Below are 20,585 nucleotides of genomic sequence, written 5' to 3'. Positions count from 1 at the left end.
GAACGGCCGGGCCCGGGAGGAAGGTTGAGTCCCCCCTCCCCGGGCGCGGGCCCGCCCTACTTCCGGTACAGCTCCTCGATCTCCGCCTCGAAGTCCCGTGCGATCGCGTCCCGCTTCAGCTTCAGCGACGGCGTCAGATGGCCGCCCTCCTCGGTGAAGTCCACCGGCAGGACGGTGAACTTGCGGATCGACTCGGCGCGCGAGACCAGCCGGTTGGCCTCGTCGACCGCGCGTTGCAGCGCGGTGTGCAGTTCCTCGTCGTGGACGAGTTCGCGCACCGGGACGGCCTCCTTCTTCTTCATCCGGCGCCAGTGGGCCAGCCCGTCCGGCTCCAGGGTGATCAGGGCGGTGATGAACGAGCGGTTGTCGCCGACCACCATGCACTGGCTGACCAGCGGATGGGCGCGCAGCCAGTCCTCCAGCGGGGCCGGGGTGACGTTCTTGCCGCCGGACGTGATGATGATGTCCTTCTTGCGGCCGGTGATCGTGAGGTAGCCGTCCTCGTCGAGCGCGCCCAGGTCGCCGGTGGCGAACCAGCCGCCGTCCAGCGCGGGAACGGCCTCGCCGCGTTCGGTGTCCCAGTAGCCCTGGAACACCTGGCCGCCGCTGAGCAGCACCTCGCCGTCCTGCGCGATGCGGACGGCGGTGCCCGGCATCGGCCAGCCCACCGTGCCCAGACGCGGTCTGAGGGGCGGGGTCACGGTTGCGGCCGCGGTGGTCTCCGTCAGGCCGTAGCCCTCGAAGATCTCGATGCCGGCGCCCGCGTAGAAGGCGGCGAGCCGGCTGCCCAGCGGGGAACCGCCGCAGATCGCGTACCGGACCTGGCCGCCGAGCGCCGCCCGGATGCGGCGGTAGACCAGCGGGTCGTAGAGCGCTCGGGCCGCCCGCAGCCCCAGCCCCGGTCCGGGTCCGGTGCCGTGTTCGGCGGCCTCGACGGCCTGCCCGTACCGCTGGGCGATCCGGGCGGCCCGGTCGAAGGACGAGGCGCGGCCCATCTTCTCGGCGGTGGCCCGGCCGGTGTTGTACACCTTCTCCAGTACGTACGGGATGGCCAGCAGGAACGAGGGTTTGAACCCGGCCAGGTCGGCGAGCAGGTCCTCCGTCCGGATGGACGGGGCGTGACCGAGGCGGACCCGGGCGCGCAGGCAGCCGATCGCGACCATCCGCCCGAAGACGTGCGACAGCGGCAGGAACAGCAGGGTGGACGCGGGGTACTTGCTGACCGATTTGAAGACCGGGTGCAGCAGCTCGATGGCGTTGTCGACCTCGGCGAAGAAGTTGCCGTGGGTCAGCACACAGCCTTTGGGGCGGCCAGTGGTGCCCGAGGTGTAGATGAGGGTGGCGGGGGTCTCCGGTTCCAGCGTGGCGCGCCGGGCCGCGACGGCGTCGTCGGGAATGTCCCGGCCGGTCTTCTTCAGCCGTCCCAGCACGCCCGTGTCGAGCTGCCAGAGGTGGGCGAGGTCGCCGAGCTGCTTGCGTTCCTGGCTGATGACTCGGCTCTGTTCGGCCGTCTCGACGGCGCAGGCGACCGCGCCCGAGTCCTGGAGTATCCAGCGGGCCTGGAAGGCGGAGGAGGTCGGGTAGATGGGGACGGTGACCAGACCGGCGGCCCAGGCCGCGAAGTCGAGCAGCGTCCACTCGTACGTCGTGCGGGCCATGATCGCGATGCGGTCGCCGCCCCGCAGCCCTTCCGCGATGAGGCCCTTGGCGACGGCGAGCACCTCGCCCGCGAAGTCCGCCGCCGTCACGTCCTGCCAGCTGCCGTCGGGCTGCTTGCGGCTGAGGACGGCGTCGGCCGGTGCCTCGCGGGCGTTGTCGAAGGGGATCTCGGCGAGCGAGCCGCGGCGGACGGGCGGGGCGAACGCCGGTACGGAGACCTGCTGGACGCTGCCGTCGGCCGCCCTGACCTTGGTGGGCTCGACCAGGACGGGCGCGGTGGGTGTGGCGGGTGGCGTGGACACGTGCGGCTCCTCGGGCATCGGGGTCGGGCGGGTGCGGATCCGGTCGGGCGCTGGTGCGGGTCAGGTGCTGTACGTGTCACGCGCTGCACGTGACAGGCGCTGTGTGGGTCAGACCGTGTACGCGTCAGGCGCGTTCCAGGATCGCCGTGACGCCCTGGCCGCCGGCCGCGCAGATCGAGATCAGCCCGCGCCCCGGGGTGCCCCGCTCCGCGAGGAGCTTGGCGAGGGTGGCGACGATCCGGGCGCCCGTCGCGGCGAACGGGTGCCCGGTGGCCAGCGAGGAGCCCGCCACGTTGAGCTTCTCCCGGTCGACCGGGGCGAGCCCCGCCTTCTCCCAGGCGGCCAGCGTGGCGAGCACCTGGGAGGCGAAGGCCTCGTGGACCTCGAAGAGGTCGAAGTCCTCGACCGTGAGACCGGCCCGCTCCAGCAGCCGCGGCACGGCGTACGCGGGCGCCATCAGCAGACCGTCCGCACCGCCCACGTAGTCGACGGCCGCGGTCTCGTGGAGGGAGAGGTAGGCCAGTGGTTCCAGCCCGTGCCGCTCCGCCCACTCCTCGCTCGCCAGCAGCACCGTCGCGGCGCCGTCCGTGAGCGGGGTGGAGTTGCCCGCGGTCATCGTCGCGTCCGGGTGGTCCGCGCCGAACACCGGCTTCAGCGTGGCGAGTTTCTCCACCGTGGAGCCGGGGCGCAGGTTCTGGTCACGCTCCAGGCCGAGGTACGGGACGACGAGGTCGTCCAGGAACCCCCGCTCGTACGCGGCGGCGAGACGCTGGTGGCTGGTGGCGGCCAGCAGGTCCTGGTCCGCGCGGGCGATGTCCCACTGGCGGGCGGTGACGGCCGCGTGATCGCCCATCGAGAGCCCGGTGCGGGGTTCGGCGTTGCGCGGGATGTCCGGGACGAGATGCCGGGGACGTACCCCCGCGAACGCCTTGACCCGGCCCCCCGCCGACTTCGCCCGCCGGGCCGACAGCAGGAGTCTGCGCAGTTCGTCGTTGACGCCGAGGGGCGCGTCGCTCGTGGTGTCCGCGCCGCCCGCGACCGCGGAGTCGATCGCACCGAGCATGATCTTGCCGGCGGCGGCGATGACGGCCTGGAGGCCGGTGCCGCAGGCCTGCTGGATGTCGTACGCGGGGGTGCGCGGGTCGAGCCGCGAGCCGAGCACGGTCTCCCGGGCCAGGTTGAAGTCCCGGCTGTGCTTGAGCACCGCGCCGGCCACGAACTCGCCGACCCGCTGCCCCTGGAGCCCGAACCGCTCGACCAGACCGTCCAGTGCGGCAGTCAGCATCTGCTGGTTGGAGGCCTGCGCGTAGGGCCCGTCCGAGCGTGCGAAGGGGATACGGCTGCCGCCGATGACCGCGACCCTGCGGGGCTGCGGGAGTGCGAGGGGGATCAACTCGACCAACTCATCTCGACCAACTCCTGACTCTTAAGTAACCTTACTCTTGAGTAAATCTAAGACCGAGCAGGGAGTCTGGACAATGGCCGACCGCTATCTGCACTTCACCGGCACAGCAACCGGCCGATTCCTGACCCGGAGAATCGGCCTGCCGCAGCCCGCACCGCTGCGCCGCTGGTCGCCGACGACCCAGTCACTCACCGGCCCCGTCCTCCACCTCACCGCCGGGAACTCCACCGTCACCGACGAGCTGGGCGCGCTCCTCGCCGCGACCGGCCTGGAGGTGACGGCGAGCGCCGACCGGCCCGCCGCGGTCGTCCTGGACGCGACGGCCGTCGACACCGCCGCCGGGCTCGGGGACGTGCACGCCGCGCTGCACCCCGTCGTCCGCTCGCTCGCACCGGGCGGCCGCGTCGTCGTCCTCGGAGTGCGCCCGTCCCCGGACGACCACCACCAGGCCGCCGCCCAGCAGGCCCTCGAAGGCTTCGTGCGCTCACTCGGCAAGGAGATCGGCAAGGGCTCCACCGTGCAGCTGGTACGCCTCGCGCCCGGCGCGGTCGCCGGTGCCGAATCCACTCTGCGCTTCCTGCTCTCGCCCCGGTCCGCGTACATCAGCGGCCAGGTCATCGAGGTGACCTCGGCCGTCCCCGGTCCGGTCGCCGACTGGGCCGCCCCGCTCACCGGACGCACCGCGCTGGTCACCGGCGCGGCCCGCGGTATCGGCGCCTCGGTCGCCGGGGTGCTGGCCCGGGACGGCGCCCACGTCATCTGCCTGGACGTCCCGCAGGCCCGCGAGGACCTGGCGCGCACCGCCGACCGGCTCGGCGCCACCGCGCTGCCGCTGGACATCACCGCGGACGACGCGGCGGCCCGGATCTCCGCCGCCGCCCCGGACGGCCTCGACATCCTCGTCCACAACGCCGGCATCACCCGCGACCGACGGCTCGCCAACATGGCCGCCGACCGCTGGGCCTCGGTCATCGACGTCAACCTCGACAGCGTGCTGCGCACCACGGACGCGCTGCTGAAGAACGGCACCGTCAACCGCGGCGGCCGGATCGTTGCCACCGCCTCCATCGCGGGCATCGCCGGCAACAACGGCCAGACCAACTACGCGGCCAGCAAGGCCGGCATCATCGGCCTGGTCCGCTCGCTCGCCCCGCGCGCCGCCGCCGAGCACGGCGTCACGGTCAACGCGGTCGCCCCCGGCTTCATCGAGACGAAGATGACCGCCGCCGTCCCGCTCCTCATCCGTGAGGCGGGCCGCCGGATGAACTCCCTCTCGCAGGGCGGGCTCCCGGTCGATGTGGCCGAGACGACCGCCTGGTTCGCGCAGGCCGCGTCGAGCGCCGTCAACGGCCAGATCGTCCGGGTCTGCGGCCAGAGCCTGCTGGGGGCGTGACGCGGTGCCGAGCCTGATCCTGTCGCTGGCTCGCGGAGCCGCCGCCTCCCCGTTCAAACGGCCCGGCAGGCCGGACGCCGTACTGCCGGCCGACCGCCCGACCCGCCCGGCCGGGCCCGTCGCCCCCGGGCCGCTGGCCGCGTACCGCGGGATCTGCGGCTTCAGCGACTCGGGCGCCCTGCCGGTCACCTACCCCCACGTCCTGGCGTTCCCGCTCGCGATGCGGCTGATGACCCGGTGGAACTTCCCACTGCCGGTCACCGGACTCGTCCACACCTGGATCGAGATCACCGCGCACCGCACGCTGCACCCCACGGACGAACTCGAACTGACCGTGTACGCCGATGTGCTGACGCCGCACCGGCGCGGCACGGAGGTCACCGTGGTCACCGAGGCGCGGTTGTCGGGCGAGCTGGCGTGGGAGTCCCGCAGCGGCTACCTGTCCCGTCACGCGACGCGCCCGGGTACCCCGGAACCCGCCACGGCCGCACCCGCCGGGGAACCGGCGGTGCTGCCCGCCGTCGCCGAGTGGCGGCTGCCCGCCGACCTGGGCCGGCGCTACGGAGCCGCGTCGGGCGACCGCAACCCCATCCACCTGTACCCGCTGACGGCAAGGCTGTTCGGCTTTCCGCGGGCCATCGCACACGGCATGTGGACCGTGGCCCGCTGCCTCGCCGAGGCCCCGACGCCGCACCTGATCCACACCGTGCGGGCCGACTTCAAGGCACCCGTCCTGCTGCCCGGCACCGTCACCTACGCGTCCGACGGCACCGGCTTCCAGCTGCGCGGCGGCGGCGACCGCGTCCACCTCACCGGGACGACGGCGCGGACTGCCCCGGAGGCTGCCAGGTACGGCCGTGCATGAGGTTCTCCAGACCGGCCCAGGAGAAGTTCATCAAGGTGGCCGCGGCCTCCTTGGCCGAGACGCCCGGAGTCTCGTTCGCCCAGCCGGCGAGCGACTCCGCGGCGCCCACCAACGCCTGTGCGAGACCCGTCACATCACGGTCGGGGAGCGCCTCATCGTGGTGCGCCTCGCGCGCCGCGGCCCCGATCAGACCCGTCACGAACGCAACGATCTCGTCGCGCATCACGCTCACCTCGGTGGCGAACGGCTCCCCGTGCGTACGCGCCTGCCGGTACAACACCGCCCAGCCGTCCGGGTTCTCCGCGGTGTGCGTGAAGAACGCCCGCAGCCCGGACCACAGTTGCCGATCGGCGGGCAGCCCCGGCTCCGCCCCCGCCCGCACCGCCGCCAGCAGCGCCTGCGCCTCGCGCCGGATGCACGCGGTGAACAGTTCGTCCTTGGAATTCAGGTACAAATACACCAACGGCTTGGACACCCCGGCCAACTCGGCGATCTCGTCCATCGAGGCGGCCCGGTAGCCGCGCTGCCCGAAGGTCCGCACCGCGGCGTCCATCATCTGCTGCTCGCGCACGGCGCGCGGCATCCGCTTGCCCTTCACAGCACCCACGTCGGCTTCCTCCCGCCCCCACTGCACTACTCCCCGGTAAGAGTACGGCGCGGGGCCCGGCCCCGTGGTGCGGACCGGGTTCCGTGACGCCCGGGGTGGCCGGTGAGCGACGCATTCGCAAAACGGCTGTGCCCCGTACCCAGGCGTGAGGGTACGGGGCACAGCTACGGGAATCGGAAGACTCCGAGGAACCGGGAGGAGGCCGGGAAGGACTCCGCGCGACTCCGGGCGGTCAGGCGGGGACGGGCACCTTCACCTGCTCGCCGGCGCGCACCTCGGCGTCGTCGACCGGGGAGCCCGAGGCCGAGTTGTACGCGTCGTGGTCGAGGATCTTCTCGCGGGCCGACACGAGCACCGGGACCAGCGCCTGGCCTGCGACGTTCGTCGCCGTCCGCATCATGTCCAGGATCGGGTCGATGGCCATCAGCAGGCCGACGCCCTCCAGCGGGAGGCCGAGCGTCGACAGGGTGAGGGTCAGCATGACCGTGGCGCCGGTGAGACCGGCGGTGGCCGCGGAGCCGATCACCGAGACGAACGCGATCAGGATGTAGTCACCGACACCCAGCTGGACGTCGAAGATCTGGGCGATGAAGATCGCGGCCAGCGCCGGGTAGATCGCGGCGCAGCCGTCCATCTTGGTCGTCGCACCGAACGGGACCGCGAAGGAGGCGTACTCCTTGGGGACGCCGAGGCGCTCGGTGACCTGCTGGGTGACCGGCATGGTGCCGACCGAGGAGCGCGAGACGAAGGCCAGCTGGATCGCGGGCCAGGCGCCCTTGAAGAACTGGAGCGGGCTGACCTTGGCGACGGTGGCGAGGAGCAGCGGGTAGACGCCGAACATCACCAGGGCGCAGCCGATGTAGACGTCGGCGGTGAACGTCGCGTACTTGCCGAGCAGGTCCCAGCCGTAGTCGGCGATCGCGTAGCCGATGAGGCCGATGGTGCCGATGGGGGCGAGGCGGATGACCCACCACAGGGCCTTCTGGAGGAGCTCCAGGATCGACTCGCTGAGGGTGAGGATCGGCTTGGCCTTTTCGCCGAGCTGGATCGCGGCGATGCCCGCGACGGCGGCCATGAAGACGATCTGAAGGACGTTCAGCTCGGTGAACGGCGTGATGACGTTGTCCGGGATGATGCCGGTCAGGAAGTCGAGCCAGGAGCCCTTGGTGTCGGAGAGCTTGCCGTCCTTCGGCGTGAGGCCGGTGCCGGTGCCCGGGTTGGTGATCAGGCCGATCGCGAGGCCGATGGCGACCGCGATCAGCGAGGTGATCATGAACCAGAGGACGGTGCGGCCGGCCAGCCGGGCGGCGTTGTTGACCTTGCGCAGGTTGGTGATCGACACCAGGATCGCGAAGAAGACGAGGGGCGCGACGGCCAGCTTCAGCAGCTGGATGAAGATGTGGCCGACCTTGTCGAGCGTGGTGTAGAGCCAGCCGATGTCCTGGCTGCGGGCGAGCCAGCCGAGCAGGACGCCGAGGACGAGACCGGCGACGATCTGCGCCCAGAACGGGACCTTGGGTATGCGGAAACCGGAGCCGGAGGGCTCATCGGTCGTGGTGGACGCGGGGTTCGCGGACACGGAACACTCCAGAAGTGACGCATCGGGGCGCACGGGGACTGCGTGCGGGGGACGGGGGTTGCGGCGCCCGCGTCAGGAGCGGCGCCGCTGCATGATGCCGTTCAGACGTTGCGGCAACAGACCGCGGACATACAGCGGCAGAGATCGACGTGCAGGCGCGCCACGAGCGGGGTGCTCGCGGCAGCTCGAAGGCGCACAGCTGTCGTCATGTCGAACACGTTAACACTTGAACTTTGAGAACCTCAAAGGTCTTCTTTGAGGCTGGATCGCGGGCGAACAGCCCCCAACCGGCCCGGAGAACGCGAAAACCCCAGTACAGGAGCGATGGCTCCGGCGCTGGGGTTTCGAAAAGAAGGGGGGCGGATGTGAGGGAGCTTACATTTCCCTTACTCCCGCACTCACTGGGTGACGCTGTCCTCGCGGGTCCGGTTCTCCTCAAGGCGCGCCTTGGTCCGGTCGACCGTGGAGATGATCTGCTCGGACATCTCGTCGCGCTGCTTGCGCAGCAGCACGTAGCTGAGCGGCGCGGAGAGCACGAGGGCGAGCAGGATGACCCAGATGAGGTTCGAGCCGCCCGCCCCGGAGGGCAGCAGCCCGAAGTTGACGGCCACAGCGGCGAGCGCGAAGCAGCCGACGAAGATACTGAGACGCATCGCGGTGTACCGGATCATTGCGCTCGGCTTTGCAGCGGACACAGCTCGCCTTCTCTCTACGTGACAGTCCTGCCCGTCCAGTGAAGCATGCCCCGTAATCGATCAGTTCGGAGGGCTCCGCGAAACGCTCCGGACTTCTCACCGCAGGGGCCGCGGCCGGCCCGTCTCAGCCGAGCGGCAGCAGCATGATGATGTCGTCGCGGTCGTCCCCGTCGGCCACCCGGATCGCCCCCGGCACCCGCCCGACCTCCTTGTAGCCGCAGGAGGCGTAGAACCGGTCGGCGCCCGTACCGCCCCGGCAGGTGAGCCGGATGGCCTCGACGCCCCCGATGGTGCGCGCGGCGTCGGCGGTCGCGGCCATCAGGGAGCGCCCATATCCGCGGCCCTGGTGCCGGGGGTGGACCATCACCGTGTAGAGCCAGACCCAGTGCGCCATCAGCCGGTGCGTGTTGCGGGTGAGGAAGGCCGTGGCCGCGACGGCGCCCTCCTCGTCGTAGCCGACGAGCAGCCGGGCGCGGTCCTCGGCCATGGCGATGAGGTGCTTGACCAGGTCGGGCCGGACGTCCTCGACCGTGACGGGCGGCACGAAACCCACCGCGCCGCCCGCGTTGGACACATCGGCCCAGAGCGCGGCGACGCCGTCCCGCAGGGGCCTGTCGAAGGTGGGGTCCAGCTCGAAAGTAAGTGCCATAATGCCAGATTAACCATTACAGGCGTTGCCCTCAAGCCCCGTCCGGAACGCGAGAAAGCTCCGGCCGGGGACGGCGGCCGGAGCTTTCGTACAGCGCTGCGCGCGCTCGGAGCGCGCGCCGGGTCAGACCCGCATGGGCTGCGGCGACTCGCGCCGCTCCGCGTCCGGGCCCGGGTACTCGCGGAGGATCTCGTACCGGGTGTTGCGCTCGACGGGCCGGAAGCCCGCGTCGCGGATCAGGTCCAGCAGATCCTCACGGCCCAGCTTGTTGGGCGTGCCGTAGTTGTCCGCGTCGTGCGTGATCTTGTACTCGACGACCGAGCCGTCCATGTCGTCCGCGCCGTGCTGGAGCGCGAGCTGAGCGGTCTGCACGCCGTGCATCACCCAGAAGACCTTGACGTGCGGGACGTTGTCGAAGAGCAGCCGGGAGACCGCGAAGGTCTTGAGCGCCTCCGCGCCGGTCGCCATCGTCGTCCGCGCCTGGAGCTTGTTGCGGATCTTGCCGTCCTTCATGTCCACGAAGTCGTGCTGGTAGCGCAGCGGGATGAAGACCTGGAAGCCGCCGGTCTCGTCCTGGAGCTCACGCAGCCGCAGCACGTGGTCGACGCGGTGCCGGGGCTCCTCGATGTGCCCGTACAGCATCGTCGCAGGGGTCTTGAGACCCTTCTCGTGCGCGAGCCGGTGGATCCGCGACCAGTCCTCCCAGTGGGTGGCGTGGTCGACGATGTGCTGACGGACCTCCCAGTCGAAGATCTCCGCGCCGCCGCCGGTCAGCGACTCCAGACCGGCCTCGATCAGCTCGTCGAGGATCTCGGAGGCGGAGAGCCCGGAGATGGTCTCGAAGTGGTGGATCTCGGTGGCGGTGAACGCCTTGAGGGAGACCTCGGGCAGCGCTTCCTTCAGCGCGCTCAGCGAACGCGGGTAGTAGCGCCACGGCAGGGTGGGGTGCAGCCCGTTGACGATGTGCAGCTCGGTGAGGTTCTCGCCCTGCATCGCCTTCGCGAGGCGGACGGCCTCCTCGATGCGCATCGTGTACGCGTCCTTCTCCCCCGGCTTGCGCTGGAACGAGCAGTACGCGCACGACGCGGTGCACACGTTGGTCATGTTGAGGTGGCGGTTGACGTTGAAGTGGACGACGTCGCCGTTCTTGCGCGTGCGCACCTCATGGGCCAGACCGCCGAGCCACGCCAGGTCGTCGGACTCGTAGAGCGTGATCCCGTCCTCGCGGGTCAGCCGCTCGCCGGCCCGGACCTTCTGCTCCAGCTCGCGCTTGAGTCCCGCGTCCACTAGGGCGCCTCCCATTTCTCTGCGTAACAGACTTCGCTCACCGTACTCCCCCGCCCGGAGCGGCCCGGGGACCCCCTCGGCCCTCCCCGTCAGCCCGCCCCGTCAGCCCTCCTCGGGCAGTTCGCCGACCCGGTTCTCCCACTTGGTGGACAGCACGACGGTGGTACGGGTCCGCGAGACGCCCCTGGTGCCGCTGAGCCGGCGGATGGTCTTCTCCAGGCCGTCCACGTCGCCGACGCGCACCTTGAGCATGTAGGAGTCGGCGCCCGCGATGAACCAGGCGTCCTCGATCTCGGCGAGGTCCTTCAGCCGGTGCGCGACGTCCTCGTGGTCCGCGGCGTCGGAGAGCGAGATGCCGATCAGGGCCGTGACCCCGAGCCCGAGCGAGGCCGCGTCGACGGTGGCGCGGTAGCCGGTGATCACACCGGCGGTCTCCAGCCGGTTGATGCGGTCGGTGACGCTGGGCCCGGAGAGCCCCACGAGCCGGCCCAGCTCGGCGTACGAGGCCCTGCCGTTCTCCCTGAGGGCCTGGATGAGCTGCCTGTCCACCGCGTCCATGTGACTGGAACCTTCCATTATTCAGCAGTATCGCAAGTCTACGTGTAGAATCTAAGGCATGCAGGCTTCACGGCCTGCAAATCTTCCCGAACATCCAAAAAATGCTTTCGAATCTTCAGGAGTGAAAACACCGTGTACACGATCGAGATGGCCTACGCCCGGATGCGCGAGCTACAGGACCTGGCCAACCGCTCGCGTGCCCACCAGCCCGCCGCCGCCCACCGGATCGACCGGGCCCGCACCCCGCGCGCACCCAAGAAGCGCTGACCCCACCCGGATCAGCCACGGGAGCCGCCACCGAGCTCTCCCTCCCAGCGGCGGTACAGCCGGTGCGGCACCCCTGCCGCGTCCAGCACCCGCCCCGCGACGAAATCCACCAGATCCTGGATATGCGTCGCACCCGCGTAGAACGCCGGAGAGGCGGGCAGCACGACCGCGCCCGCCTCGTCCAGGGTCACCAGATGCTTCAGCGTCTGCCCGCTGAGCGGGGTCTCGCGCACCGCGACGACCAGCTTCCGCCGCTCCTTGAGCGTCACGCTCGCGGCCCGCTGCAGCAGATCCTTCGAGAGCCCGAGCGCCACCCCGGCCACACACGCCGTCGAGGCCGGGACGATCAGCATCCCCTTCACCGGGTACGACCCCGAGGACGGCCCGGCGGCCAGATCACCGGCCGCCCAGTGCCGTACACCGGACACATCCACCTCGAAGGTGTGCGGCTTCCCGTCCGCGCCCCGCGCCAGCCAGCCGCGCAGGTCCTCCTGCCAGTGCGCGTCGCGGAAGGCGATCCCGGTCTCGTCCAGCAGGGTCAGCCGCGACGCCCGGCTCACCACCAGATCCACGCTCTCCCCCGCGGCGAGCAGACCGCGCAGCACCGCAGCGGCGAATGGTGTGCCCGAAGCGCCCGAAACCCCGACAATCCAAGGCTGTCGCTGCTGCTGACTCACTGAAATCCCGGAATCCACAGAACCGAGCCTATCCGGCACCCGCCACCCGGAACCGAGCCAGGGGCTCCGTGCGTTCCGACGGATGAAGGGGGTGCTCCATGAACGCCATGCGCACGACGACCGGAGCCCGTGCCCTCGTGGCCGGCGCGGTCATGCTGGGCTGGGTCGGGCTGCTCTGGGTGCTGGAGGGCGTCGACCTCGCGACGGGCCACAGCCTGGACAGCCACGGGATCAGCCCGCGCGAGCCGGGCGAGCTGCTCGACATCGTGCCCGCCGCCTTTCTGCACAGCGGCTGGGCGCACGTCGCGTCGAACAGCGTCCCGCTGCTGGTGCTGGGCTTCATAGCCGCACTGGGCGGACTGCGCCGCTTCGCCGGCGTGGTGCTCACCGTGATCGTGATCGGCGGCCTCGGCGTCTGGCTCACCGCCCCGGCCGGCACGGTCACGCTCGGCGCGTCGGGTGTGGTCTTCGGCCTCTTCGGCTATCTGCTGGTCCGCGGCTTCGTGGACCGCCGCCCGCTGGACGTGGTCGTCGGCGTGGTCATCGCCGCGGTGTACGGCTCGCTGCTCCAGGGTGTCCTGCCGACCGACCCGGGCATCAGCTGGCAGGGCCACCTCTTCGGCCTGATCGGCGGAGCGGTCGCCGCGTTCACCCTGCGCCGCGGCGCCCGGCCGCTCAGACCGTCAGGCCCCGCACCAGCAGGTCCAGCAGCGCACACGCGAACAGGGCGATTCCGATGAACCCGTTCACCGAGAAGAACGCCCGGTTCAGCCGCGACAGGTCGTGCGGCCGCACCACCCGGTGCTCGTACACGAAGGCCACGGCGACGATCACCATGCCGACCCAGTAGAAGAGCCCCGCCCCGGTGGCCAGTCCGAACCAGACCAGCAGCCCGGTCGTCACCACGTGGCAGACCCGCGCGCCCCAGAGCGCGGCCGGAACGCCGAACCGGGCCGGGACCGAGAACACCCCGTGGGCCCGGTCCGCCTGTACGTCCTGGCAGGCGAAGATCAGGTCGAAGCCGCCGATCCAGATGCCGACGGCGAGACCCAGGATCACCGCTTCCCACGACCAGCTCCCGGTCACCGCCAGCCAGGCACCGATCGGCCCCATGGCCTGGGCGATCCCCAGGATCGCGTGCGGGTAGTGCGTGAACCGCTTCCCGTAGGGATAGACGACCATCGGGATCACCGCGAGCGGCGCGAGCGCCAGACAGAGCGGGTTGAGCAGCGCCGCCGCACCGAGGAAGACGACGACGGCGACGAGCGCACCCGTCCACGCGGAGCGCACCGACACCGCACCCGTCACCAGCTCACGTCCGGCGGTACGGGGGTTACGGGCGTCGATCTCCCGGTCGATGATCCGGTTCGCGGCCATCGCGAAGGTGCGCAGCCCGACCATGGCGACGGTGACGAGCAGCAGGGTGACCCAGTGGATCGACTCGTCGTCCCGGAACATCGCGGTCAGGGCGGCGATGAACGCGAAGGGCAGCGCGAAGACCGAGTGCTCGATCATCACGAGCCGCAGGAACGCCTTGACCTTGCTGCTCGGTTGCGCGGGCCCGGAGCCCACGGTCGCTTCGGCGGCGCTCACAGTCCGTATTCCTTCCACCGGCGGTCGACCTTCGCCGCCGTGTCCGGGTCGGACTCGACCATGTCCGGCCAGCCCCCGTCCCGGGTGTAGCCCTCCTCGGGCCACTTCCTCGTCGCGTCGATACCGGCCTTGCCGCCCCAGAACTGCTGGTAGGAGGCATGGTCGAGATGGTCGACGGGCCCCTCGGCGACGGTCAGGTCCCGCGCGTAGTCCGTGTTGCCGAGCGCCCGCCAGGACACCTCGTGCAGATCGTGGACGTCGCAGTCGGAGTCCACCACGACGATCAGCTTGGTCAGCGACATCATGTGCGCGCCCCAGATGGCACTCATCACCTTCTGGGCGTGCTTCGGGTACTTCTTGTCGATCGAGACGATCGCGCAGTTGTGGAAACCGCCGGACTCGGGCAGGTGGTAGTCCACGATGTCCGGCACGATGATCTTGAGCAGCGGCAGGAAGAACCGCTCGGTGGCCCGCCCCAGCGGCCCGTCCTCGGTCGGCGGCCGGCCCACCACGATCGACTGGAGCAGCGGACGCTTCCGCATCGTCACGCAGTCGATCGTCAGCGCGGGGAACGGTTCCTGCGGCGTGTAGAAGCCGGTGTGGTCGCCGAACGGCCCTTCGGGCAGCGTCTGGCCGGGCTCCAGCCAGCCCTCGATGACGACCTCGGCGTTGGCCGGGACCTGGAGCGGGACGGTCTTGCAGTCGACCATCTCGATGCGCTTGCCCTGGATGAACCCGGCGAACAGGTACTCGTCGATGTCCCCGGGCAGCGGCGCGGTGGAGGCGTACGTCACCGCGGGCGGCGCCCCGAAGGCGATGGCGACCGGCAGCCGCTCACCGCGCCTGGCGGCGACCTGGTAGTGGTTGCGGCTGTCCTTGTGGATCTGCCAGTGCATCCCGATGGTGCGCCGGTCGTGGCGCTGGAGCCGGTAGAGCCCCAGGTTCCGTACGCCGGTCTCGGGGTGCTTGGTGTGCGTGAGCCCCAGGTTGAAGAACGAGCCGCCGTCCTTGGGCCAGGTGAACAGCGCGGGCAGCAGGTCCAGGTCCACGTCGTCGCCGGTGAGGACGACCTCCTGCACGGGTGCGTTCTCCGCCTTCACCTTCTTCGGCGGTACGTGGACCATCGTCCCGAGCTTGCCGAAGGCCTCCCGGACTCCGACGAAGCCGTGCGGCAGCTCCGGCTTGAGCAGCCCGCCGATCTTGTCGCTGATCTCGGAGTAGGACTTCAGCCCGAGCGCCTTGAGCAGCCGCTTGTCGGTGCCGAACACGTTCATGGCCAGGGGCATCGAGGAGCCCTTGACGTTCTCGAAGAGCAGCGCGGGACCGCCGGCCTTGTTCACCCGGTCGACGATCTCACCGACCTCCAGGTAGGGGTCGACCTCGGCCTTGATGCGCTTGAGCTCGCCCTCGCGCTCCAGAGCCCGGAGGAGGGATCGAAGATCGTCGTAAGCCATGGGGCCAAGTTTGTCATCCTCCCCGGCGTCAGCCGTCAGGGCTCCCCCCACACCGGGCCACCCCCGGCCCCGGCTCGCCCCCGGGCCGCCTCTCCGCGGGAGGGTCACGCCCGCGGATCTCACGGTTGGCGGCCCCCTGGGCGACGCGCGTGACCACGCTGCGCTCGGTCGAACTGAGGTGCTCGGACCAGAAGTTGCCCTTGAAGAGGTGGATCGGGCTGTCCTCGGCCCGGTCCCGCTCGGCCCGGACGGTGGCGGCCCACGCCCTGGCGCCCGCCGCGGTGAAGACGCGCAACGCCTCCGAGGAGGCCGCGTGGGCCGCGTCCTCGTCTCCGAGGCGACGGCGGACCCTGCCCAGCGCCAGCAGTTCGGTCCGCCGGTCGCCCGCCCGTGCGGCGAGCCCTGCGGCGCGGGCGGCGTGGCCGCGGGCGCGGGCGCTCTGGAAGTAGTCGTACGTCATCGCGGCGCCGTAGTGGGCGTCGGCACCGGCCGACGCGGGGTCGCTGGTGGACCCGTTGCCGAAGGTGCCGCTCGAACTGGTGTAGATGCTGCCGGTACCGCTGGTGGCGAGGAAGGCGGCCGGGTGCGGGGGATCGAGAGCACCGCTCCTGGCCGGAACGGTGCCGACGCACGAGTGTGGAGAACCGGTGGACACGGCTGCCAGGCACCGGGCGAATGCCGAGGGGCTTCCCTATGGGTGGCGCCGGGCGCCCGGGTGCGCGCGGGAACGCTCCCGCACAGGGTTCCGCACCCGTCAACGCCGTTGCCCCCTTCTCCCGGGAGAAGGGGGCAACGGCGTCGGCGGGCAGGTCTCAACGGTTCAGCGTGATTCCGACCCGGTGTCCTCGTAGTACTGCCCGTACGGTCCCCGCTGCCCGGTGGCGGTCGGCGTCGAGGAGCGCGCCGCCTGTGTGCGGGACGCGGGACGCGCTCCTTCTCCGAGCACCAGGTCGGGGTCGAACATCACGATGGTCGCCGCGACGACGAGCATGACCACCGGTCCGGCGATCATGGCGAGCAGGAAGGAGAGCTGGTCGATCGAGGACTGGGCGGACGTGGCGCCCGTGGGGTCGACGTGGACGCTCACAGCGGCCATGCCGGTGTAGTGCATGCCGCTGACGGCGACGCCCATGACGAGGCTGGCCCCGAGGCTCGACCAGAGGTTCCGGACGGTGACCGCCGCCCACAGGGCCGCGGTGGCGGCGACCACGGCGATCAGCACGGACAGGGCCACGGTCATCGTGTCGTAGCGCATACCGCCGTGCACCTGCATGGCGGACATTCCGATGTAGTGCATGGCCGCGACCCCCAGGCCCATGAGCAGTCCGGCCGTCGCCAGGACCTTCGCCCCCGATCCCAGGTGCCCGACGAGGAACACTCCCAGCGCGGTGACGGCGATGGCGACCGCGAGGCTCAGCAGGGTCAGCCGGGTGTCGTACGAGATGTCCGAACCGTCGGCGCGAAACCCCATCATCGCGATGAAGTGCATGGTCCAGATTCCGCAGCCGAGGGACACCGCGGCCAGGGAGAGCCAGCCGTTCTGCTGGCGGCGCGACCCCCGGCGCATGGACCGCACGGTGCAGCGCAGTCCCAGCGCAGACCCCAGACAGGCCATCAGATAGGCGGCGACGGGAGTCACCGCGCCGTAGTGGAAGTCGGTCACCGTGGCATCCACGACGCGATTCCCTTCCTGTAATCCCGTTGGGCTCGCACGCCTGGTCGGGAGCACCCAGGCGGAACGGATCACAGAAAGCAAGCCGCGCCGACCAATCAATCACACCCGGACTGGCATCCTTACCTTCAGATCGTATGTTGATTGTCACCATGTAGTGATCAATAAGGATTTTCGGCGAGAAGCGGACGAATGGGGCAACGGGGCGGCACTCACCGGCCTCCCGGACGAAGGGGCTGACACCCGGGATGACGATTGCCGCCTGCTCGCCATGGGACGTAAACGACACCCGCTACCCTTGGGCCCCGTCACCGGGTCGGGGCACATGCCCCGCCAACTCTCTTCGGGGGGACTCTTCCACCATGCTCCGGGCCCTGATCTATCTCCTGCCGCTGGCGCTGACGATCTACGCGTTCATCGACTGCCTGAACACCCCGGAGGACGAGGCCAAGCACCTGCCGAAGATCGCCTGGGTCTTCATCATCCTGCTGTTCTGGATCGTCGGCCCGATCGTGTGGCTGGCCGCGGGCAAGGTGCGCGAGATGCCCGCCGGGGGCCGTGCGCCCGGCGAGTGGCACGGCGGCCGGCGCACCCAGTGGGTGGCGCCCGACGACAATCCCGACTTCCTCAAGTCGCTGAAGGACGAGGACAAGAAGAGCGAGAAGGACGAGTCCCTCCTCAAGGACTGGGAGGCGGACCTGCGCCGCCGGGAGGACGAGCTCAAGCGGCGTGACAGCGGGGCGGGTCCGGAGGAGTCGGCGCCGCCCGCTTCGTAACGTACGGCGGATCACGCGTACAGCAGCTGCCCCAGCCGGTTGAGCAGGGGCAGCAGCGCTGTGCGCTCTTCCGGGGTGAGCGCTTCGAGTGCGCCGTGCACGGCGCGCATCTCGGCGCGGATCGTGTGGGCGAGCCGGGTGCCCTCGGGGGTGCGGCTCGCGACCTTGGAGCGGCGGTCGCCCGGGGCAGGGGCGCGGCCGACCAGTCCACGGGTCTCCATGCGGCTGATGAGGCCGGTGGCGTTGGACGCGTCGCAGACCAGGTGGGCGGCGAGCGCGCTCATCGGCATGGGCGCGTTGAGTGCGATCAGCGCGCGAGCCTGTGACGTGGACAGGCCGTGGCGGGCGGCGACGGCGGTGAGGTCGTCGTGATGACCTCGGACGACGACGGCCAGGGGCTCCAGCAGGTCATCGGGGGCCGGGGCGGCTCGATCGTCCGGAGCAGCGACGGCGCGGGGCGTCGGTTCGGTGGTCATGGTCAGCCATTCTTCGATCGGCGTCTGCCGACTTTTATTTGACATGCTCAACTGTTGGCCGTTACATGGATCTATTGCTTGAGCATATCAAGTTCTCGTCCTGAGCCGACACCGTGTTCCGCTCACCGCATCCCGTTCGCCGCAGGGAGTACCCCCATGCCCTCCGTACTGTTTGTCCTCACCGGCGCCGACCACTGGACCCTCAACGACGGCACCACCCACCCCACCGGGTTCTGGGCCGAGGAGCTGGCCGCGCCGCACCGGGTCTTCACCGAGGCCGGTTACGCCGTCACGCTCGCCACCCCCGGCGGCGTCACCCCCACAGTCGACGCCGGCAGCCTGACGGCCGCCGCCAACGGCGGACCGGAGCAGGCCGACGCCGTCGCCGCGTACCTCGACTCGATCGGCCCCGAGCTCCGCGCCCCGGCCCGGCTCCAGGACGTCCACCCGGACCGCTACGACGCCGTCTTCTACCCCGGCGGCCACGGGCCCATGGAGGACCTGGCCGTCAGCGAGCCGTCCGGGCGGCTGCTGACCACCGCGCTCGACTCCGGTGCCCGGCTCGGCGTCCTGTGCCACGCGCCCGCCGCACTGCTCGCCGCCCGGCGCGAGGACGGCGACTGGCCGTTCGCCGGCTACCGCATGACCGGGTTCAGCAACGCCGAGGAGTCCATCGGCGGGCTCGCCGACAAGGCGCCCTGGCTGCTGGAGGACCGGCTCGTCGCACTGGGCGCCGACTACACCGCCGCCACCCCCTTCGCCCCGCACACCGTCACCGACCGCACCCTGCACACCGGTCAGAACCCGGCGTCCTCCGAGCGGCTCGCCCGTGAGATCGTCGCCGCGCTCGCCCCCGTCGAGACCCCGGCCGAGACCGTCGACCGCCTCCGCACCACCTTCCGCACCGGCCGCACAAAGAGCCTCGACTGGCGCACGGACCAGCTCCGGAAGTTGCGCGCACTGCTCACCGAACGCGGTGACGAACTCGCCGACGCGCTCCACGCCGACCTCGGCAAGAGCCGCAAGGAGGCATACCGCACCGAGATCGACTTCACGGTCCGCGAGATCGACCACACGCTGGAGCACCTGGCCGACTGGCTGCGGCCCGAGCCCGCTCCCGTACCCGCCCGGCTGGGCGGGGCGAAGGCCCACACCGTGCAGGACCCGCTCGGCGTCGTCCTGGTCATCGCGCCCTGGAACTACCCGGTGCAGCTGCTGCTCGCCCCGGTCGTCGGCGCGCTGGCCGCCGGCAACGCCGTGGTGGCCAAGCCGAGCGAGCTGGCACCCGCGACCTCCGCCACCGTCGCCCGGCTGCTGCCGCGCTATCTGGACGAGGACGCGGTCGCCGTCGTGGAGGGAGCGATCCCCGAGACCACCGCGCTGCTCGCCGAGCGCTTCGACCACATCTTCTACACCGGCAACGGTGCGGTGGGCCGGATCGTGATGGCCGCCGCGGCGAAGCACCTCACTCCGGTGACGCTCGAACTGGGCGGCAAGTCGCCGGTCTTCGTCGACCGGGACACGGACCTGAAGGCGGTCGCGGACCGGCTGGCGGCCGGCAAGTTCCTGAACGCGGGCCAGACCTGCGTCGCCCCCGACTACGTGCTGACCGACCCGGAGACCGGCGCCGCCCTCGCGGACGCGCTCGCCGCCGCCGTCGAGGGGCTGTACGGGGCGGACGCCTCGACGCACCCGGAGTACGGGCGGATCGTGAACCGGCGCCACTTCGACCGGCTGACGGGCCTGCTCGGCTCGGGCCGCACCGTGACCGGCGGGACGTACGACCGGGACGGCAAGTACCTCGCCCCCACCGTGCTGGCCGACGTGGCACCGGACGCGCCCGTGATGCGCGAGGAGATCTTCGGCCCGGTGCTGCCGATCGTCACGGTGGACGGCCTCGACGAGGCCATCGCGTTCATCAACGACCGGGACAAGCCGCTCGCGCTGTACGCGTTCACCGAGTCGGACACCGTACGCGAACGGCTGGTCGCCGAGACGTCGTCGGGCGCCGTCGGGATCGGGCTGCCGCTGGCCCATCTGACCGTGTCGGACCTGCCGTTCGGCGGGGTCGGCGAGAGCGGCATGGGCAGCTACCACGGCCGCTACTCACTGGAGACGTTCAGCCACCGCAAGGCGGTCCTGGACACCCCTCTCGCCTCATGAGCACCACCGGCACACCCGGCACGCCCGGCCGCGACGCGGTGTGGCTGGCGACCGCCCTCGACGAGGCCCGTACCGGTCTCGCCGAGGGCGGCATCCCGATCGGCGCCGCCCTGTACGGGGCGGACGGGGCGCTGCTCGGCCGGGGCCGCAACCGCCGGGTGCAGGACGGCGATCCGTCCGTGCACGCGGAGACGGCCGCGTTCCGGGCCGCCGGGCGACAGCGCTCGTACCGGGGCACCACGATGGTGACCACCCTGTCCCCCTGCTGGTACTGCTCCGGTCTGGTGCGCCAGTTCGGGATCTCGCGGGTGGTGATCGGCGAGGCCGCGACCTTCCGCGGCGGGCACGACTGGCTGGCCCGGCACGGGGTGGAGATCGTGCTGCTCGACGACGCGGAGTGCGTCGAGCTGATGCGCGGGTTCGTGCGCGAGCATCCCGCGCTGTGGAACGAGGACATCGGAGAGCACTGATCCGGGCCTGTTTCGGCGGACGGACCGATCGCCCCGCC

General features: G+C 70.9%; 21 protein-coding genes and 1 pseudogene. 8 read left to right on the top strand and 14 right to left on the bottom strand.

Annotated elements, in window-relative coordinates; all coding sequences use genetic code 11:
• Window positions 1-56 precede the first annotated feature (56 nt).
• Together AB0I52_RS09640 and AB0I52_RS09635 are read right to left on the bottom strand one after the other, a co-directional pair.
• Window positions 57-1,961 (bottom strand): AMP-dependent synthetase/ligase, encoded by a 1,905-nt coding sequence (locus tag AB0I52_RS09640; RefSeq protein ID WP_363070601.1) that lies wholly within the window; start codon window positions 1,959-1,961, stop codon window positions 57-59.
• Between the two features lie 124 nt (window positions 1,962-2,085).
• Complete coding sequence (locus AB0I52_RS09635; RefSeq protein ID WP_363070599.1) at window positions 2,086-3,363, bottom strand: acetyl-CoA C-acetyltransferase; 1,278 nt, start codon at window positions 3,361-3,363, stop codon at window positions 2,086-2,088.
• Between the two features lie 76 nt (window positions 3,364-3,439).
• Here AB0I52_RS09635 and AB0I52_RS09630 point away from each other — a divergent pair, with 76 nt between their 5' ends.
• Together AB0I52_RS09630 and AB0I52_RS09625 are read left to right on the top strand one after the other, a co-directional pair.
• Entirely contained in the window at window positions 3,440-4,759 is a 1,320-nt protein-coding gene (locus AB0I52_RS09630; RefSeq protein WP_363070597.1) for a 3-oxoacyl-ACP reductase, read from the top strand.
• 4 nt (window positions 4,760-4,763) lie between these two features.
• Window positions 4,764-5,624 carry a MaoC/PaaZ C-terminal domain-containing protein gene (locus AB0I52_RS09625; protein ID WP_363070595.1) on the top strand — a complete coding sequence of 287 codons (861 nt, stop codon included), beginning with the start codon at window positions 4,764-4,766 and terminating at the stop codon, window positions 5,622-5,624.
• Here the strand turns inward: AB0I52_RS09625 and AB0I52_RS09620 are convergent.
• The 6 genes from AB0I52_RS09620 to AB0I52_RS09595 all read right to left on the bottom strand — a co-directional run bounded on the left by AB0I52_RS09620 (window position 5,569) and on the right by AB0I52_RS09595 (window position 10,999).
• Window positions 5,569-6,207: a TetR/AcrR family transcriptional regulator gene (locus tag AB0I52_RS09620; RefSeq protein WP_363070748.1), complete on the bottom strand. Its 639-nt coding sequence runs from the start codon at window positions 6,205-6,207 to the stop codon at window positions 5,569-5,571. The two genes, AB0I52_RS09625 and AB0I52_RS09620, sit on opposite strands and share 56 nt — an antisense overlap.
• Window positions 6,208-6,463: 256 nt before the next feature.
• Complete coding sequence (locus AB0I52_RS09615; RefSeq protein ID WP_363070593.1) at window positions 6,464-7,810, bottom strand: dicarboxylate/amino acid:cation symporter; 1,347 nt, start codon at window positions 7,808-7,810, stop codon at window positions 6,464-6,466.
• A 398-nt stretch (window positions 7,811-8,208) separates the two neighbouring features.
• Window positions 8,209-8,463 (bottom strand): DUF4229 domain-containing protein, encoded by a 255-nt coding sequence (locus AB0I52_RS09610; protein WP_363070591.1) that lies wholly within the window; start codon window positions 8,461-8,463, stop codon window positions 8,209-8,211.
• Between the two features lie 166 nt (window positions 8,464-8,629).
• On the bottom strand, window positions 8,630-9,154 hold the full coding sequence (locus AB0I52_RS09605; protein WP_363070589.1) for a GNAT family N-acetyltransferase: 525 nt from the start codon (window positions 9,152-9,154) through the stop codon (window positions 8,630-8,632).
• A gap of 123 nt (window positions 9,155-9,277) precedes the next feature.
• Complete coding sequence (mqnE, locus tag AB0I52_RS09600) at window positions 9,278-10,441, bottom strand: aminofutalosine synthase MqnE (RefSeq protein ID WP_363070746.1); 1,164 nt, start codon at window positions 10,439-10,441, stop codon at window positions 9,278-9,280.
• Between the two features lie 102 nt (window positions 10,442-10,543).
• The gene (locus tag AB0I52_RS09595) at window positions 10,544-10,999 is read right to left on the bottom strand and encodes an Lrp/AsnC family transcriptional regulator (RefSeq protein WP_362963937.1); all 456 of its coding nucleotides are present in this window, start codon (window positions 10,997-10,999) and stop codon (window positions 10,544-10,546) included.
• Window positions 11,000-11,131: 132 nt separating this feature from the next.
• Between AB0I52_RS09595 and AB0I52_RS09590 the strand changes: the two genes are divergently transcribed.
• A complete protein-coding gene (locus tag AB0I52_RS09590) occupies window positions 11,132-11,266 on the top strand; it encodes a hypothetical protein (RefSeq protein WP_362963919.1) in 135 nt (44 codons plus the stop codon).
• 11 nt (window positions 11,267-11,277) lie between these two features.
• Here the strand turns inward: AB0I52_RS09590 and AB0I52_RS09585 are convergent, their stop codons facing one another.
• On the bottom strand, window positions 11,278-11,943 hold the full coding sequence (locus tag AB0I52_RS09585) for a UbiX family flavin prenyltransferase (RefSeq protein WP_363070587.1): 666 nt from the start codon (window positions 11,941-11,943) through the stop codon (window positions 11,278-11,280).
• A 98-nt stretch (window positions 11,944-12,041) separates the two neighbouring features.
• Here AB0I52_RS09585 and AB0I52_RS09580 point away from each other — a divergent pair, with 98 nt between their 5' ends.
• A complete protein-coding gene (locus AB0I52_RS09580; protein WP_363070585.1) occupies window positions 12,042-12,683 on the top strand; it encodes a rhomboid family intramembrane serine protease in 642 nt (213 codons plus the stop codon).
• Here AB0I52_RS09580 and mqnP read toward each other — a convergent pair.
• The 4 genes from mqnP to AB0I52_RS09560 all read right to left on the bottom strand — a co-directional run bounded on the left by mqnP (window position 12,619) and on the right by AB0I52_RS09560 (window position 16,665).
• On the bottom strand, window positions 12,619-13,536 hold the full coding sequence (gene mqnP, locus AB0I52_RS09575; protein ID WP_363070583.1) for a menaquinone biosynthesis prenyltransferase MqnP: 918 nt from the start codon (window positions 13,534-13,536) through the stop codon (window positions 12,619-12,621). The genes AB0I52_RS09580 and mqnP overlap by 65 nt on opposite strands.
• On the bottom strand, window positions 13,533-14,990 hold the full coding sequence (locus AB0I52_RS09570; RefSeq protein ID WP_363070581.1) for a menaquinone biosynthesis decarboxylase: 1,458 nt from the start codon (window positions 14,988-14,990) through the stop codon (window positions 13,533-13,535). Before AB0I52_RS09570 ends, mqnP begins: the two co-directional genes overlap by 4 nt.
• 28 nt (window positions 14,991-15,018) lie before the next feature.
• Window positions 15,019-15,645 (bottom strand): hypothetical protein, encoded by a 627-nt coding sequence (locus AB0I52_RS09565; protein WP_363070579.1) that lies wholly within the window; start codon window positions 15,643-15,645, stop codon window positions 15,019-15,021.
• Window positions 15,646-15,810: 165 nt separating this feature from the next.
• Window positions 15,811-16,665, bottom strand: a complete 855-nt coding sequence (locus AB0I52_RS09560; protein WP_363070577.1) for an MHYT domain-containing protein — start codon at window positions 16,663-16,665, stop codon at window positions 15,811-15,813.
• 359 nt (window positions 16,666-17,024) lie between these two features.
• Between AB0I52_RS09560 and AB0I52_RS09555 the strand changes: the two genes are divergently transcribed.
• Window positions 17,025-17,438, top strand: a complete 414-nt coding sequence (locus AB0I52_RS09555) for a PLD nuclease N-terminal domain-containing protein (protein ID WP_363070575.1) — start codon at window positions 17,025-17,027, stop codon at window positions 17,436-17,438.
• A gap of 11 nt (window positions 17,439-17,449) precedes the next feature.
• Here AB0I52_RS09555 and AB0I52_RS09550 read toward each other — a convergent pair whose 3' ends face one another.
• Window positions 17,450-17,914: a MarR family winged helix-turn-helix transcriptional regulator gene (locus AB0I52_RS09550; protein ID WP_363070573.1), complete on the bottom strand. Its 465-nt coding sequence runs from the start codon at window positions 17,912-17,914 to the stop codon at window positions 17,450-17,452.
• A 156-nt stretch (window positions 17,915-18,070) separates the two neighbouring features.
• Between AB0I52_RS09550 and AB0I52_RS09545 the strand changes: the two are divergent.
• From AB0I52_RS09545 to AB0I52_RS09535, 3 genes and pseudogenes are all read left to right on the top strand, one after another.
• Window positions 18,071-18,754, top strand: a pseudogene (locus AB0I52_RS09545) (type 1 glutamine amidotransferase domain-containing protein); the annotation flags it as partial.
• A complete protein-coding gene (locus AB0I52_RS09540) occupies window positions 18,749-20,077 on the top strand; it encodes an aldehyde dehydrogenase family protein (RefSeq protein WP_363070744.1) in 1,329 nt (442 codons plus the stop codon). The pseudogene AB0I52_RS09545 and the gene AB0I52_RS09540, both read left to right, overlap by 6 nt.
• Window positions 20,074-20,547, top strand: a complete 474-nt coding sequence (locus AB0I52_RS09535) for a nucleoside deaminase (RefSeq protein WP_363070571.1) — start codon at window positions 20,074-20,076, stop codon at window positions 20,545-20,547. The genes AB0I52_RS09540 and AB0I52_RS09535 overlap by 4 nt, the downstream gene beginning before the upstream one ends.
• The last annotated feature ends 38 nt before the right edge of the window (window positions 20,548-20,585 follow it).

It is taken from the genome of Streptomyces sp. NPDC050423 (genome assembly GCF_040655445.1).
Lineage (GTDB): Bacteria > Actinomycetota > Actinomycetes > Streptomycetales > Streptomycetaceae > Streptomyces.
Note: the sequence above shows the minus strand (reverse complement) of the source record. Positions and strands in the feature narration are given on the sequence as shown.

Coding starts and splice junctions, on each gene's coding strand:
- AB0I52_RS09630 (WP_363070597.1), top strand. CDS start 3,440: ATGGCCGACCGCTATCTGCACTTCACCGGCACAGCAACCGGCCGATTC.
- AB0I52_RS09620 (WP_363070748.1), bottom strand. CDS start 6,207: ATGCCGCGCGCCGTGCGCGAGCAGCAGATGATGGACGCCGCGGTGCGG.
- AB0I52_RS09610 (WP_363070591.1), bottom strand. CDS start 8,463: ATGCGTCTCAGTATCTTCGTCGGCTGCTTCGCGCTCGCCGCTGTGGCC.
- AB0I52_RS09605 (WP_363070589.1), bottom strand. CDS start 9,154: ATGGCACTTACTTTCGAGCTGGACCCCACCTTCGACAGGCCCCTGCGG.
- AB0I52_RS09595 (WP_362963937.1), bottom strand. CDS start 10,999: ATGGACGCGGTGGACAGGCAGCTCATCCAGGCCCTCAGGGAGAACGGC.
- AB0I52_RS09580 (WP_363070585.1), top strand. CDS start 12,042: ATGAACGCCATGCGCACGACGACCGGAGCCCGTGCCCTCGTGGCCGGC.
- AB0I52_RS09570 (WP_363070581.1), bottom strand. CDS start 14,990: ATGGCTTACGACGATCTTCGATCCCTCCTCCGGGCTCTGGAGCGCGAG.
- AB0I52_RS09555 (WP_363070575.1), top strand. CDS start 17,025: ATGCTCCGGGCCCTGATCTATCTCCTGCCGCTGGCGCTGACGATCTAC.
- AB0I52_RS09550 (WP_363070573.1), bottom strand. CDS start 17,914: ATGACCACCGAACCGACGCCCCGCGCCGTCGCTGCTCCGGACGATCGA.
- AB0I52_RS09535 (WP_363070571.1), top strand. CDS start 20,074: ATGAGCACCACCGGCACACCCGGCACGCCCGGCCGCGACGCGGTGTGG.